We start from the raw sequence: 13,762 nt of genomic DNA, 5'->3' as shown, positions 1-13,762 counted from the left end.
GCGAAACGTGCGGTGATCGCGCCCTCGCCACTCATCCCTCGCCCCTCCGGGCTCAGCCGCGGCGGCCGCCGCCACCCTGCTGTGCACGCTTCTTGGCCTTGTCCACCTCGGCGGCGGTCGGCGCGGTCGGCACTTCGCCGGGCTTGAGCGCCTTGACCTTGCTGCCGGGCTTGAGGCGGAACTGGCCTTCGGTCACCACCTTGTCGGCAAGGGCCAGGCCCGCGCCGATCATCACGTGGCTGTCGCCCACTTCGCCGGCGACCTTCACCGCCTGCATCTTCACCGTCTGGTCCTGCTGCACCAGATAGACGTAATCGCCGTCCGGGCCACGCTGCACCGACTGCGCCGGAATCACCAGGCCGCCATTCACCGTGCGCACCTTGAGGCGCACGTTGACGAACTGGCCCGGCCACAGGTCGCCGGTCGTGTTCTGGAAGATCGAACGCAGCTTGAAGGTGCCGGTGGTGGTGTCGATCTGGTTGTCGATCACGTTCAACTGGCCGTCGCCGGCGATGGTGTGTGCGTCGGCGCGGTCCAGCGCCAGCACTTCCAGCGCGTCGCCGACGCCGGCGGCCTTGCGCACCATGTCCAGGTTCTGCTCGGGCAGGCTGAAGGTCACGTAGATCGGATGGATCTGGGTGAGCGTGACCACCGAGGTGGTGGTGGTCACCACGTTGCCCGGGTCGACATTGCGGATGCCCGCCACGCCGTCGATCGGAGAAATGATGCGGGTGTAGTCGAGGTTGACCTTGGCCGAACGCACGGCCGCGCGGTCGGCCGCCACGGTGGCGGTCAGGTTGGCCACGTTGTTGCGGAAGGTGTCCATGTCCAGCTGCGCGACGTAGCCCTTGGCCACCAGCGCATCGTTGCGCTTGAGCGTGCTCTGGGCGGTGGACAACTGGGCCTCGTCCTGCTCCTGCTTGGCCGAGGCCTGGTCATAGGCGGCCTGGAACGTACGCGGGTCGATCTGCGCCAGCAGGTCGCCCTTCTTCACTTCCTGGCCTTCCTTGAAATTGATGCTGAGCATCTGCCCGCTGACCTGCGGGTTGATGGTGACCGTATTGAGTGCCTGCACCGTGCCAAGGGCGGTGAGATACACCGGCACGTCCTGCTTGACCACCGGCTCGACCGTTACCGGCACCGGCGTGTCCTGGCCCTTGCCGTCCTGTCCCTGCTTCTGACCGCTCTGCTGCCCCTGCGCCCCGTCCTCGGTGGCAGGCTTGCGCAGCAGACGGAAGCCGACGGCTCCCACCACGATCACGGCCACAACGATCAGCGCGATCTTCCAAAAACGCGACATGAAAAACTCCCAGAATTGAAGGCGGGCCATCCGGCCCCACCGGCGCGCCGCGCGCGCCTGACTCGTACGACGGATGAAAGCATAGGGTCAGTTCAACGGTAATGGACAATGCCAGTTGACATGGGTGCCCTATGACCGATGGCAGGGTTTTACATGCATTTGGCGGCAGGATGACGAAACCTGCGTGAAAACAGGCGCATTGGCCGTCCCGGCGCTGAACTGTCGCAATGACCTGAAAACTGCCGCGAGCTTCGACTATAATCGGTCGCTTGTTGTCTGCCCCATGGCCCACTCGGGCGCATGGGCCGTCCATTGACTGGAGTAATTGCGTGAGCGGTTCCCTGACCAAATCCGACCAGAGCTTCATGCGCAGCTTCTCGTTGCTGATCGCGGGCCTGGGTGTGCTGACCCTCATTCTGATTGGGGGCGCCTGGTTGATCTACGATCACGAGCCGAAGGAAATCAACCCGGAGACCCCCAAGCAGGTCGCCGAACGCATCGCTCCGGCCGGCGCCGTCTATGCCGGCGACACCGGCCGCGCCGCCATGGCCGCCGCGCAGGAAGCCGCCGCCAAGGCCGCCGCCTCGCAGGTTGCCTACGGTGGTTCCACCGACGGCAAGACCATCTACGACAACCTCTGCCACAGCTGCCACACCGCCGGCATCGCCGGTGCGCCGAAGCTGGGCGACAAGAGCAACTGGGCTCCGCGTATCGCCCAGGGCCTCGACACCCTGGTCAAGCACGCGATCGACGGCTACAAGGGTCCGGACGGCAACATGATGCCGGCCAAGGGCGGCAACCCCGCGCTGACCGAAGAGCAGGTGAAGAACGCTGTCCACTGGATCGTCGACCAGGCCAAGTAACAGCCTGATCAGGCAAGCCTGCGAGAAACGCCGCCCACGGGCGGCGTTTTCGTTTGCCGCGGACGGCGCCGGCGCACCAGCGATGCTCAGCCCGGCCCGGCTCCCTCGGGCGCGGGCGAGCCGTTCGCTTCGATCCACTCCGCGGCAAACCCCTGCAATTGCGGGTAAAACGCCTCGAAGTGCGGCTGCAGCGCCGCGTCCAGCCGGCTGAGCACCGGCAACGACTCGCCCACCGGGTTGCTCCGGCGCAGCCGCTGCGAGATGCCGTCCAGCGCCGCCGCCATTTCCCCGGGCCGCGCATAACCGGCGGGAAGACCGTGGGCTTCCATGTACAGGCGGAACCGCTGCAGCGTAGGCGGCAGCAACGGCTCGTGCCGGCGCAGCATGTCGCGCACGGCGGCGGAATAGTCCTCCAGCCCCCTCGCGCTCCAGCGCCCGAAGTCCCGGGCGATCAGGTGGTCGAACCACATGTCCAGCAGGATGCCGCCATAGCGCCGGTACGGCGACGGCAGCAGCGCGCGCGCCGCGACCACCTCGGGGTGGGCGTCGGTGTAGACGTCGATGGCGCGGTGCAGGCGGATGCCGGCGACCAGGGCTTCCGGCAGGGCCGGGTCGGGCTTGCCGTGCACGAAATCGCCCATCAGGCCGCCCAGCTGGAGCAGCTCGTCATCGCCGGCCAGCAGCGTGTGCGCCAGGTGGTTCATGCGCCCTCCCCGTCCCGTCGCGACCGGTCGACACGCACGGCGGTTATCATCTTGGCCATGAATCCCGTCACGCTCCCCACCCAGCCCGACCATTTTCCCGAGCAGGCTGCCAGCTTCGCGCTAGGCGGCCCGGCCGGCAAGCTCGAATCCATCAGCGACGTGGCGCTGCCCGAAGAGGCCCGGCGCGGTACGGCGGTGATCTGCCATCCCCACCCACTGCAGGGCGGCACCATGCACAACAAGGTGGTGACCATGGTGGAACGCTCGCTGCGCGAGTCGGGGCTGGACACCGTGCGCTTCAATTTCCGCGGCACCGGCGAGTCGGAAGGCAGTTTCGACCACGGCAACGGCGAAGGCGACGACCTGGCCGCCGTGGTGGCCTGGGTGCGACGCCTGCGCCCGGATGACGCGCTGTGGCTGGCCGGCTTTTCGTTCGGCAGCTATGTCTCCATCCGCAATGCGATGCGGCTGCGCGCCGACGCGCTGATCAGCATTGCGCCGCCGGCCGGGCGCTGGTCGTTCGAGGGCTTCCAGCTGCCGACCTGCCCCTGGCTGGTGGTGCAGGGCGAAGAAGACGAAGTGGTCGATCCGCAGGCTGTGTTCGACTGGATCGACGGCATGGCCAGGAAGCCCGAGCTCGTGCGCATGCCCGAAACCAGCCACTTCTTCCACCGGCGCCTGATGGACCTGCGCGGCGCCGTCAAGCACGCCATCCAGCCCTGGCTGCCGCCGCTGCGGCACGGCTGATGCCGCGCGCGCTCCATCCCGTCCAGTCTGTCGCGTCGCCCTGCGGCGAAGCGCCCTGAGAGCCTGTCGTACCGATGAGTGATTCCCCCCAGCTCGCGCCCAGCGCGCGTTACCTCGAAGGCGTCTCGGCGCACCGTTGGCAGTGCGACCCTGCGCAGCAGCTGCTGCTGCCCGAGTTCGACCGCATGCATGCGGCCCTCATCGCCGCCGCGGCCGACCAGGGCGGCGGCTTGTTCGGACGCCTGAAGTCGCTGCTCGGCAGCGACCCGCGGGAGGGTGTAACCGGCCTGTACCTGTGGGGCAGCGTCGGTCGCGGCAAGACCTTCCTGATGGACATGTTCGTCGCCAGCCTGCCGCATGGCATGGCGCTGCGACGCCACTACCATCGCTTCATGGGCGAGGTGCACGAACAGCTGCGTGCGCTGGGCGAGCGGCAGGATCCGCTGCTCGAGGTGGCCGCCAGCATCGCCTCACGTTGCCGCGTGCTGTGCCTGGACGAATTCCTGGTCAACGACATCGGCGACGCCATGATCCTCGGCACGCTGCTGCAATCGCTGTTTGAGCGCGGGGTGACGCTGGTGACCACGTCCAACACGGCGCCTGCGAATCTCTACAAGGACGGCCTGCAGCGCGCGCGCTTCCTGCCCGCCATCGCGCTGATCGAAAAGCACTGCCAGGTCGTGCAGATGATTTCCTCGCACGACTGGCGCCTGCGTGCGCTGTCGCAGGCGCCGGTCTACCACACGCCGCCCAGCGCGGAAGCCGAGCGCGCGCTCGCGCGCATCTTTTCGACCCAGGCCCGGGGCGCGGTGGTGGAAGGCGGCGGGATCGTGCTCAATGATCGCCTGGTGCCGCTGCGCAAGCGCGCCGACAACATCCTGTGGTTCGAATTCGCCGCGCTGTGCGAAGGCCCGCGCGCGGTGTCCGACTACATCGAGCTGGCCAGGATGGGCCCGGCGGTGATCATCTCCAACGTGCCGCAGTTCACCGTCTACACCGATGACGCCGCCCGCCGCTTCGTGCTGCTGGTCGACGAGTTCTACGACCGTCGCGTGAAGCTGATCCTGTCCGCCGCCGCGCCGATCACCGAGCTGTACGACGGCGAGCGCCTGCGCGCGGAATTTGGCCGCACCGAATCGCGACTGATCGAGATGCAGAGCGAGGAGTACCTGGCCAGCGAGCACCTGCCCTGACCGGCGGGCCGCGCTATTTGCTTCGCACCCGCACACCCGGGAGCGACGGCGGCGCGCCGCAGTGCCCGGCGCGCAAGGCATCGAGGTAGGCCTGCGTCAGCGCCACGGTCGCCTGTTCGGTCTTGCCCGACACGCCCAGGCCGGCGAAGTTGAGGTGGCTGCCGCCGTCGATCACGCCCAGCCAGCGGCAACCCGGGCCCAGCCCGTCGAACGCCTGCGTGCGCCATTGGTAATCGCCATCGAGCCCGCCGTCGCGAGTGCCGGTGATCAGCAGCATCGGCGCGTGGATGGAGGCCCAGGCATCCGCCGGAAAGACGCGACCGGGCCCTTCCGGCGACAACGCGACGTAGGCATCGAAGCCGCCCTCGCCCTGCACGCCCAGCAGATTGCGCGCGCCGGCCACCAGCATCACGGTGACGGCGCCCATCGAATGACCGAGCAAGGCGGTGTACGGCGCGCGACACCGCTGCCCGGCCCATTGCCTGGCCGCGTCGATGTCCATGAAGCGTGCGCGATACGCCCCCGCGTCAGCGACCAGCGCACCGATGCCTTGTTTGAGTCCCTGCGCGCGGATATCGGCGCGCAGCGGCGCGCTGCCACTTTCGCGATGACCCATCACGATGGCGAGCCAGCCATCGCGCTGCATCGCCTCGGCGAGATAGCGGTAGCCCTGTTCGCTGCCACCGGCGCCGTGCGAGATCAACAGCAGCGGCGGGCAGTCCTTGGTGGACGCCGGCTCGTAGACCAGCAGCGGGGTCGTCGCCCCGTCGGCGCGCGGCACCGGCACGGAGGTCGCCGCCAACGCGCCGCTCGCCATGACGGCGGATGCGAGCAACACGGCCAGACGCGGTAACGCCATCATCGATGCACCCCCATGGACAGGCAGCGCCACCATAACCGCGCGACAGCGCGCCGTCATGAATGCCGGCCGCGCAACTGGTAACGTCACGCATCCCGATTCGCCGGAGCCGCCATGCCCATCCTGCTCGCCCTTGCCCTGCAGCTGAGTCCCGCCGCCGGCGCCGACTTCCACGCGCGCATCACCCAGGCCAAGCTGACCGAAGGCGCCGCCACCGGCCCGGCCTACCAGAAGCAGTTCTGGGACCACATCGGCAATGGCACCACGGACATGTACAAGTCCTGCATCGCCAGCAACATGCCCGCCGACAAGACCCCGTTCACCCTGGTGGCGAACATTCTTGCGGACGGTCGCCTCGCCCAGATCGCAGTGCAGCCGGAGACGCCGGTCGCCCGTTGCATGGCCGGCCAGTTCGCCAGCCTGATGGTGCCGGCGCCGCCGGCCCAGCCCACGCCCTACCCGATCGAAATCGATTTCAGCGTGACCAAATAAGGCCCCCGACGGGCTGCCAGACGGGCACGCAGGCACGCGAGGTTTCGTGATTGTGCGGGACCGTTGCGCTGCAGTAGCCTGCCCCCGGGAGACGTAACGCCGTTCCTTAAGGGGGGAACTCGCGATGCACACGACCACGGGACCAGGCCCGGGGCTGCACGCGGCCGAGTGGGGGGAGCTGCCGACCGCGGCCGGCGAGCTGGCCAGCGACGCGCCGGCCGATGCCTTCGCGGTACCCGGCTTCGACGCCGTGGTACGACTCGTCTCGCGTTCGCTGCATGTCCCGCTGGTGGCGCTCGTGCTCAATGGCGGCGGTGCGTACTGGTTTGCCGGCGGCAACGAAGTGGCCGGGCAGCATCCGCTGGTGCTCCACCCGCTGTATCGCCAGGCGATGCGCAGCCAGGCCTCGCAGGTCGTCCCCGACACGCTGCTCGACCCGCGCTTCCGCGACGCTGCGCTCAGCCTCGACGCCGCGCCCGAGCCAATCCGTTTTTTTGCCAGCGAGCCGGTGTTTGCCCTGACCGGCCAGCAGATCGGCGCGCTGTGCGTGATGGACCGGGTGCCGCGCGCGTCGCTCACCGACAGCGAGCACAACGCGCTGCGCGATGCCGCCGTGCTGGCCAGTACCGGCGTCGTGCTGCGCCATTACCTGGGCCGCACCGATCCGATCACCCAGCTACCCCATCGTCACGCTTTTTTCGACGACCTGCGCGCGCACCTGAACGCGGAGGTGCCGCATGCCTGGGCCATCGCCATCGACGTGGCTCCGGTGCAGCGCTTCAACGCGTTCATCCGCGCCATGGGCCACGCCTATGCGGATGAGCTGATGCGCGCCGTCGCCCACCGCCTGCTGGCCTGGATTCCGCAGGGTACGCGCCTGTACCAGGTCGGCACCGCGCGCTTTGCCGCCGTGCTGCCCGACGACCGCATGCTGGCCGACGCCGCGCGGCTCGACGACCTGATCGCGCGCCTGCGCCGGCCGTTCGATTGCCTGGGCATTCCACTCACTATCCAGCCCGGCGTGGGGCTGCTCAGGATCAACGCAAACGAACTGCGTGGCGGCGATCCGCTGCGACTGGTGATGAACGCCTCGCACGAGGCACAACGCAGCGTGCGCGGCTGGGCCGTGTACGACCGCACGCAGGACCAGCGCCACCAGCAGGAATTCTTCCTGGTCACCGAACTGGCCGCCGCCCTCACCGAGCGCGCCGAGCTGGACCTGCACTACCAGCCACGCGTGGACCTCGACAGCGGTCGCTGCGTGGGCGTCGAGGCACTGGCGCGATGGAACCACCCGACACTCGGGTCGGTGCCGCCCAGCCAGTTCATCGGACTGGCCGAGCGCGCCGGGCTGATGCACTCGCTCACCCAATGGGTGCTGGAACATGGCGTGGCGCAGCTGGCGGCATGGCGGCGCGCCGGCCATGACATCAAGCTCTCGCTCAACGTCTCCAGCACCGACCTCGGCGCCGATCTGGTGGGGCGACTGCAGCGCGTGGCCGCGCACCACGACCTCAACCTGGAAGCGCTGGAACTGGAGTTCACCGAAAACACGCTGCTGGAGCACAGCGCCGCCACCCACCGCCACCTCAGCGCGATCCGCGCGCTGGGGGCGAGCATCGCGATCGACGACTTCGGCACGGGTTACAGCAATCTCGCCGCGCTGCGCCAGATGCCGGCCACCAGCCTGAAGATCGACCAGTCATTCGTGCGCGGCATGGGCAGCAGCCGGCACGACGAGGCGATCGTGCGCTCGGTGACCGAACTGGCCCGCAGCCTGGGCTTTCGCGTCGTGGTCGAGGGGGTCGAGACGATGCAGCTCTACGACAGCGTGCTGGGCATGGCCTGCGACGAGGCACAGGGCTTCCACATCGCCCACCCGCTGCCGGCGAACGAAGTGCCGGCGTGGCTGGCCGCGCATCGCGGCGCGCTACCTGGGCGCCGCGCGGTCTAGGCCGACGAAACAATCCTTCGCGCCGGTCAGGGCGCCATGCCCGCGCCGATGCCGAGCTCGTCCGCCATCGCCTCGCGCATCAGGTATTTCTGCACCTTGCCGGTGACCGTCATGGGAAAGGCGTCCACGAAACGCACGTAATGCGGCACCTTGAAGTAGGCGAGGTGGTGGCGGCAGTAGCTCTGGATCTCGGCCTCGCTGGACGCGCAGCCGTCGCGCAGCCGGACCCAGGCGCAGACCTGCTCGCCGAACTTCGGGTCAGGCACGCCGAACACCTGCACGTCCAGCACCTTCGGATGCGTGTACAGGAACTCCTCGATCTCGCGCGGATACACGTTCTCGCCGCCGCGGATGATCATGTCCTTCAGGCGGCCGACGATGGTGCAATAGCCATCGTCATCGAGCACGGCCAGGTCGCCGGTGTGCATCCAGCGCGCTTCGTCGACGGCCTCGCGCGTGCGTGCCTCGTCGTCCCAGTAGCCGCGCATCACCGAATACCCGCGCGTGCACAGCTCGCCGGGCGTGCCGCGCGGCACGATGCGGCCGTCCTCGTCCACCAGCTTCACTTCCACGTGCGGATGGATGCGCCCGACGCTGTCCACGCGCCGCTCCAGCGGATCCTCGCGGGTGGTCTGGAAGCTCACCGGGCTGGTCTCGGTCATGCCGTAGGCAATGGTCACCTCGGCCATGTGCATCTCGTCCACCACACGGCGCATCACCTCGATCGGGCACGGCGAGCCGGCCATGATGCCGGTGCGCAAGGTGCTGAGGTCGAAGCGATGGAATTCCGGGTGCTCCAGCTCGGCGATGAACATCGTCGGCACGCCATGCAGCGCCGTGCAACGCTCCTGCTCGACGGCCTCGAGCGTGGCGAGTACGTCGAAGCCCTCGCCCGGGATCACCATGCAGGCACCGTGCGTCACGCAGGCGAGATTGCCCAGCACCATGCCGAAGCAGTGGTAGAACGGCACCGGTATGCACAGCCGGTCATGCTCGGTGAGGCGCATCGCCTCGCCGATGAAGAAACCGTTGTTGATGATGTTGTGGTGCGTGAGGGTGGCACCCTTGGGTGCGCCGGTGGTGCCCGAGGTGAACTGAATGTTGACCGGGTCGTCGAAGCCCAGCCCGCCCTCGATCGCGCGCAGTCCGGCGATCGCCTCCGCCGTGGCGTGCCCGGCCAGTTCGCGCCACGTGCGTGTGCCCGGCGCCCCCTCGTCGTCGAGCAGGATCACCTCGCGCAAGGCGGGGAGTCGCGCCGATTGCAGCTGCCCCGGCGCACAGTCAGCGAGCTCGGGTGCCAGCCCGAGCAGCAGGTCCAGGTAATGCGACGTCTTGAAGCGCCGCGGCAGGACCAGCGCGCGGCAACTCACCTTGTTGAGCGCGAACTCCAGTTCGTGCAGACGATAGGCCGGATTGATGTTGACCAGGATCAACCCGGCTTTGGGCGCGGCAAACTGCAACACCACCCATTCGGCGCGATTGGGCGCCCAGATGCCGATGCGGTCACCGGGGCGCAAGCCGAGCGCGACCAGCGCAGCGGCGACACGTTCGACTTCCGCGTGGAACTGCCGGTAGTTCAGGCGCACGTCCTGCGTGCGCACGACCAGCGCGGGTCGCTCGGGGTGTGCCGCGGCAATGCGATCCAGCAGCGAACCCACCGTGTCGCCAAGCAGCGGCTGCCGGCTGACGCCCTGGACATAGCTTGGCGCGCGCATCGCGGGATCCCTCGGTGACCGGCGCCCGAGCATAGCATTCCCCCGTGTGTCCTTCGAACGGCTTCGATTTTCGCCGCAGCGGCCCTGGCTCTTCCCTGCCGGCTGCGGTGACGCGCTAGGATCGAGCCTCCTTCCGCGGAGACTTCCCATGCGTCGCACCGTGCTTGCCCTCGCCCTTGCCACCACTGCTGCTGCAGGTTCCGCTCATGCCACCGACACCGCGCAACTCGTGCAGGGCGAACTGCCGCAGGTCACCGCGTGGCGACGCGACATCCACCAGCATCCCGAACTGGGCAATCGCGAAACACGCACGTCGGCCATGGTGGCTGCCCAGCTGAAGAAGCTGGGCATGGAAGTCCATACCGGCATCGCGCATACCGGCGTCGTCGGCATCCTCAAGGGTGGCAGGCCGGGGCCGAAGCTGGCCATCCGTGCCGACATGGATGCGTTGCCGGTGACCGAGCAGGTGGACCTGCCGTTTGCCTCCAAGGCGAAGGGCGAATACCGCGGCAAGCAGACGGGGGTGATGCACGCCTGCGGACACGACGCCCACACCGCCATGCTGCTCGGCCTCGCCACCACGCTCGCGGGCATGCGCAAGGACCTGCCCGGCGAAGTGATGTTCGTGTTCCAGCCGGCGGAAGAAGGCGCGCCTCCGGGCGAACAGGGCGGCGCGTCGCTGATGCTTAAGGAAGGCGTGTTCCGCGACTTCAAGCCCGACGCCATGTTCGGCATGCACGTGGTGAGCTCGCTCAACGTCGGCACCGTGGCCGTGCGGCCGGGCCCGGCGATGGCGGGCTCGGACTGGTTCAAGCTCGTGGTGCACGGCCGCCAGACGCACGGCGCAATGCCGTGGAACGGCGTCGACCCGATCGTGACCTCGGCGGAAATCATCAGCGCCGCGCAAACCATCGTGAGCCGCAAGCTCAACATCGGCGACCTGCCCGCCGTGCTCAGCTTCGGCATCGTCGAAGGCGGCTCGCGCTACAACATCGTGCCCGACCAGGTGGAACTGCAGGGCACGCTGCGCACGTTAAACGCGGGCATGCGCCAGCAGGCCATCGACAACCTCAAGAGCATTGCCGAGCATGTCGCGGCCGCCAATGGCGCCACCGTCGACGTGCAGGCGCCGGTCGGCGACAGCAACCCCGTGCTGGTCAACCAGCCCGCGCTGACCGCGCGCGTGCAGGCCAGCATCGGCAAGGCCATCGGCGACTCACATGTCGTCGAAACCAAACCGTGGATGGCGTCGGAAGACTTCGCCTATTTCGCGCAACAGGTACCCAGCGTGTATTTCTGGGTCGGCTCGACGCCGGTGGGCCAGGACGCGTCGAGCGCGCCGGCCAACCATTCGCCGAAATTCTTCATGGACGAAGGCGCGCTGAAGGTCGGCATGGAATCGATGTTGCAGGCGACGCTGGACTTCCTCAACACACCTGCGTCGTGACCCGCACGCCCTGACAGGTAACAAGGCCCTGTTGCCGGGGCCTCGCCAGGCCAAACACGCTTCCGGCCCCTCGGGTGGTCATCGACCCACCCGAGGGGACCGGAAGGCATGCCCCCCTATCAATGCGCAACGTAGCTGGCGATCAGCTGCACGTTGGCAAAGTCCTTCACGCCCGCCACGCGCACGTACCACGTGTTGGCCGCCGGCGAGGTGATCGCCACGCTTTCGTTGTTGATATTGGGCTTGGCCGACGCGTAATCGGCGTTGCTGCCGTTGGCGGCCGCCGGGATGCCCTGCTTCACGTACAGCGACACATCGCCCGTACCACCCACGGTGCGGATGGTGAGGTTGGTGGCGTTGGCCGGCACCGTGATGGTGTACAGCGAGGAATCACCCGCCTTGCCCGACACGGATACCGCCGTGCCGCTGGACAGCGCGGTCGGCAGCCCCGTGAGTTTCGGATTCAGCGCGGCCGCCACGGCGGCATTGGCATCGACGATGCCTGCACCGAACGGATGACCCTGGTTCACCGGGAACGGACGGGCGGAGGCGATCAGTGCCTCCTGGATCTGGAACGGCGTCAGCGCCGGCTGGTTGGCGGCCTTCACCGCGCCCACCATCAGCGCCACCACACCCGACACATGCGGCGTGGCCTGCGAGGTACCCGCCATGCCACCGTAGGTCGGATTACCCACGACGGTAGTGCCGTCATTGAGCGTGGACCACACCGCACCGGCGTCGTTCTGCGTCGCGGTGTTCGGATCATCATTGGTATAGATGCCACCACCGGGACCGGCGATCGAGATGAGGTTGCCGTAGTTGGAGTAGAACGCACGCCTGCCGGTGATGCCCACGGCAGATACCGCGATCGCGCCCGGACAGCTGGCCGGCGAGAACTGCGAAGCGTCCGAACTGTTGTTGCCCGCGGCGACCACCACGGTGGCGCCGCGCGACATCGCACCGGCAATCGCGGTGCCAAACGCATCGGTGGCCTGGCAGGTACCGGGACCGCCCAGGCTCATGCTGATGACCTGCGCGGGATTCTGGTTGTCCGGAACGCCGTCCACGTGGCCGCCCGAAGCCCAGGTGATCGCATCGGCAATGTCCGAGGTCATGCCACCGCAATGGCCCAGCGCGCGGATCGGCAGCACCTGCGCACCGGAGGCCACGCCGGCCATGCCGGTGGCGTTGTTGGTCACCTCGCCGATGTTGCCGAACACATGGGTGCCGTGCCAGCTGCTGTTCTCGACATAACCACACACGGCATTGGAAGCCCAGTCACCGGTGTCCCAGCCGCCGGCCACGCGGCCGTCGCTGGCACGGCCGGAAGTCCCCGCATCGTTGATGAAGTCGTAGCCGCTGTTGGCCAGTGCGAGGTTGAGGTCCGGATGCTGGGTCACGCCGGTGTCGATCTCGGCCACGATCACGCCGGTGCCGTCGTAGTTCAGCCACGCGGTGGCTGCATTGCTGCCGCCATAGTTGGCGTAGCCGGTGGTATCCGCGCCGATGGTTTCCACCGTGCCGTTACCCGCACGCATGTGCCACTGATACTTGGCGAACAGCGTATCGTTCGGCGTGCTGGTGCCGACCGAACTCTTCGTCGCCAGCAGCGTGTCCTTCACGATGTGCATGCGCACGTCGGGCTCGACGTGGGCCACGGCCGGATCGGCAGCAATCTGCTGCATCAGTGCCACGGCTTCGCCCTGGCTCAGCTTGCGGCTGGTGCGCACGAGGTCGGCGCCGATGCCGAGCTTGCGCTTCCAGCTCACCGTCACGGCCTTCGACGGCGTCGTCTTGAAGGCCGCGGCGTCGAGCCTGGCTCGCGACACCGCGGCGCTCACGTTCTGCGCCGCTGCGCTGCCGTTGGTCTTTTCGGTCGTGCCGTTGCGATAGGTGACGATGAAGCCGTCATACGTATCGTTGGCATTCATCGTCGTCAGGTTGATGGTCGAGTGCAGCACCGGCGCCGCCGTGGTGGCGCCGGCAGCGTGTGCCGTGGTGAAACCGATGGCGGCAGCGAGCGCGGTCAGGCGAAAAAAGTTCGAGCGATTCATGTGTATTCCCCGAATGATTCTGTGCAGGAAAGCGGGCGCCCAAGGCGGGCGCCCGCTTCGCGTTACCAGCTGATGCCGCCGCCGACGCCGACGGACGATTCGGAACCCGATACCGAGCCGCCGATCGAGACACTGGCGTGGTTGTTGTTGAACGCGCGCTGGTAGCCCACGGCGAAGGCCGACTGGCCGTTGTAGTTGCCGGCGCCGAAGCCCACGCGGTTGTCACCGGCCAGGCCCGAGGTGTTCGCCGTCATCTGAGCCGAGGCCGCACCCATCGCACCCACGCGGTCCAGGCGACGGTTGACGTTGTTGAACTGGTCGTTCATCTGGTTGCGCAAGTCGGAGATCGACTGCTGGTTGCCCAGCGCCGCGTCGGTATAGGCCTTGGCCGTGTTCAGCGTCTGCGTTGCCGTGGCGTCGGTATAGGTCTTGGC

12 protein-coding genes are annotated in these 13,762 nt (G+C 67.9%); 6 read left to right on the top strand and 6 right to left on the bottom strand.

Annotated features, from left to right (window positions below; all coding sequences use genetic code 11):
• Positions 1-52: 52 nt before the first annotated feature.
• Positions 53-1,300, bottom strand: coding sequence for an efflux RND transporter periplasmic adaptor subunit (locus tag ACXU4B_RS10420; protein WP_131412780.1), 1,248 nt, complete (start codon positions 1,298-1,300; stop codon positions 53-55).
• A gap of 341 nt (positions 1,301-1,641) precedes the next feature.
• Between ACXU4B_RS10420 and ACXU4B_RS10415 the strand changes: the two genes are divergently transcribed.
• Positions 1,642-2,163: a c-type cytochrome gene (locus ACXU4B_RS10415; RefSeq protein ID WP_165583250.1), complete on the top strand. Its 522-nt coding sequence runs from the start codon at positions 1,642-1,644 to the stop codon at positions 2,161-2,163.
• 86 nt (positions 2,164-2,249) lie between these two features.
• On the opposite strand, the gene ACXU4B_RS10410 is transcribed toward ACXU4B_RS10415, so the two are convergent.
• Positions 2,250-2,867, bottom strand: coding sequence for an acyl carrier protein phosphodiesterase (locus ACXU4B_RS10410; RefSeq protein WP_131412784.1), 618 nt, complete (start codon positions 2,865-2,867; stop codon positions 2,250-2,252).
• A gap of 57 nt (positions 2,868-2,924) precedes the next feature.
• On the opposite strand from ACXU4B_RS10410, the gene ACXU4B_RS10405 reads away from it, so the two are divergent.
• Together ACXU4B_RS10405 and zapE are read left to right on the top strand one after the other, a co-directional pair.
• On the top strand, positions 2,925-3,614 hold the full coding sequence (locus ACXU4B_RS10405) for an alpha/beta hydrolase (protein ID WP_131412786.1): 690 nt from the start codon (positions 2,925-2,927) through the stop codon (positions 3,612-3,614).
• A gap of 74 nt (positions 3,615-3,688) precedes the next feature.
• Positions 3,689-4,807 (top strand): cell division protein ZapE, encoded by a 1,119-nt coding sequence (gene zapE / locus ACXU4B_RS10400; protein WP_131412788.1) that lies wholly within the window; start codon positions 3,689-3,691, stop codon positions 4,805-4,807.
• A 13-nt stretch (positions 4,808-4,820) separates the two neighbouring features.
• Here the strand turns inward: zapE and ACXU4B_RS10395 are convergent, their stop codons facing one another.
• Positions 4,821-5,669: an alpha/beta hydrolase family protein gene (locus ACXU4B_RS10395; protein WP_131412790.1), complete on the bottom strand. Its 849-nt coding sequence runs from the start codon at positions 5,667-5,669 to the stop codon at positions 4,821-4,823.
• A 111-nt stretch (positions 5,670-5,780) separates the two neighbouring features.
• On the opposite strand from ACXU4B_RS10395, the gene ACXU4B_RS10390 reads away from it, so the two are divergent.
• Positions 5,781-6,158, top strand: coding sequence for a peptidase C13 (locus ACXU4B_RS10390; protein WP_131412792.1), 378 nt, complete (start codon positions 5,781-5,783; stop codon positions 6,156-6,158).
• A 124-nt stretch (positions 6,159-6,282) separates the two neighbouring features.
• The gene (locus ACXU4B_RS10385; RefSeq protein WP_131412794.1) at positions 6,283-8,112 is read left to right on the top strand and encodes a sensor domain-containing phosphodiesterase; all 1,830 of its coding nucleotides are present in this window, start codon (positions 6,283-6,285) and stop codon (positions 8,110-8,112) included.
• A gap of 26 nt (positions 8,113-8,138) precedes the next feature.
• On the opposite strand, the gene ACXU4B_RS10380 is transcribed toward ACXU4B_RS10385, so the two are convergent.
• Positions 8,139-9,827, bottom strand: coding sequence for an AMP-binding protein (locus ACXU4B_RS10380; RefSeq protein WP_131412796.1), 1,689 nt, complete (start codon positions 9,825-9,827; stop codon positions 8,139-8,141).
• Between the two features lie 148 nt (positions 9,828-9,975).
• On the opposite strand from ACXU4B_RS10380, the gene ACXU4B_RS10375 reads away from it, so the two are divergent.
• On the top strand, positions 9,976-11,274 hold the full coding sequence (locus ACXU4B_RS10375; protein WP_131412798.1) for an amidohydrolase: 1,299 nt from the start codon (positions 9,976-9,978) through the stop codon (positions 11,272-11,274).
• A gap of 119 nt (positions 11,275-11,393) precedes the next feature.
• On the opposite strand, the gene ACXU4B_RS10370 is transcribed toward ACXU4B_RS10375, so the two are convergent.
• Both ACXU4B_RS10370 and ACXU4B_RS10365 read right to left on the bottom strand, forming a co-directional pair.
• Positions 11,394-13,328, bottom strand: coding sequence for a S8 family serine peptidase (locus tag ACXU4B_RS10370; RefSeq protein WP_131412800.1), 1,935 nt, complete (start codon positions 13,326-13,328; stop codon positions 11,394-11,396).
• 62 nt (positions 13,329-13,390) lie between these two features.
• Positions 13,391-13,762 (bottom strand): YadA-like family protein (locus ACXU4B_RS10365; RefSeq protein WP_458910872.1); only part of this gene is annotated, 372 nt, incomplete at its 5' end.

The organism is Dyella soli (assembly GCF_054482295.1).
Note: the sequence above shows the minus strand (reverse complement) of the source record. Positions and strands in the feature narration are given on the sequence as shown.

Coding starts and splice junctions, on each gene's coding strand:
- ACXU4B_RS10420 (WP_131412780.1), bottom strand. CDS start 1,300: ATGTCGCGTTTTTGGAAGATCGCGCTGATCGTTGTGGCCGTGATCGTG.
- ACXU4B_RS10410 (WP_131412784.1), bottom strand. CDS start 2,867: ATGAACCACCTGGCGCACACGCTGCTGGCCGGCGATGACGAGCTGCTC.
- ACXU4B_RS10405 (WP_131412786.1), top strand. CDS start 2,925: ATGAATCCCGTCACGCTCCCCACCCAGCCCGACCATTTTCCCGAGCAG.
- zapE (WP_131412788.1), top strand. CDS start 3,689: ATGAGTGATTCCCCCCAGCTCGCGCCCAGCGCGCGTTACCTCGAAGGC.
- ACXU4B_RS10395 (WP_131412790.1), bottom strand. CDS start 5,669: ATGATGGCGTTACCGCGTCTGGCCGTGTTGCTCGCATCCGCCGTCATG.
- ACXU4B_RS10390 (WP_131412792.1), top strand. CDS start 5,781: ATGCCCATCCTGCTCGCCCTTGCCCTGCAGCTGAGTCCCGCCGCCGGC.
- ACXU4B_RS10385 (WP_131412794.1), top strand. CDS start 6,283: ATGCACACGACCACGGGACCAGGCCCGGGGCTGCACGCGGCCGAGTGG.
- ACXU4B_RS10380 (WP_131412796.1), bottom strand. CDS start 9,827: ATGCGCGCGCCAAGCTATGTCCAGGGCGTCAGCCGGCAGCCGCTGCTT.
- ACXU4B_RS10375 (WP_131412798.1), top strand. CDS start 9,976: ATGCGTCGCACCGTGCTTGCCCTCGCCCTTGCCACCACTGCTGCTGCA.
- ACXU4B_RS10370 (WP_131412800.1), bottom strand. CDS start 13,328: ATGAATCGCTCGAACTTTTTTCGCCTGACCGCGCTCGCTGCCGCCATC.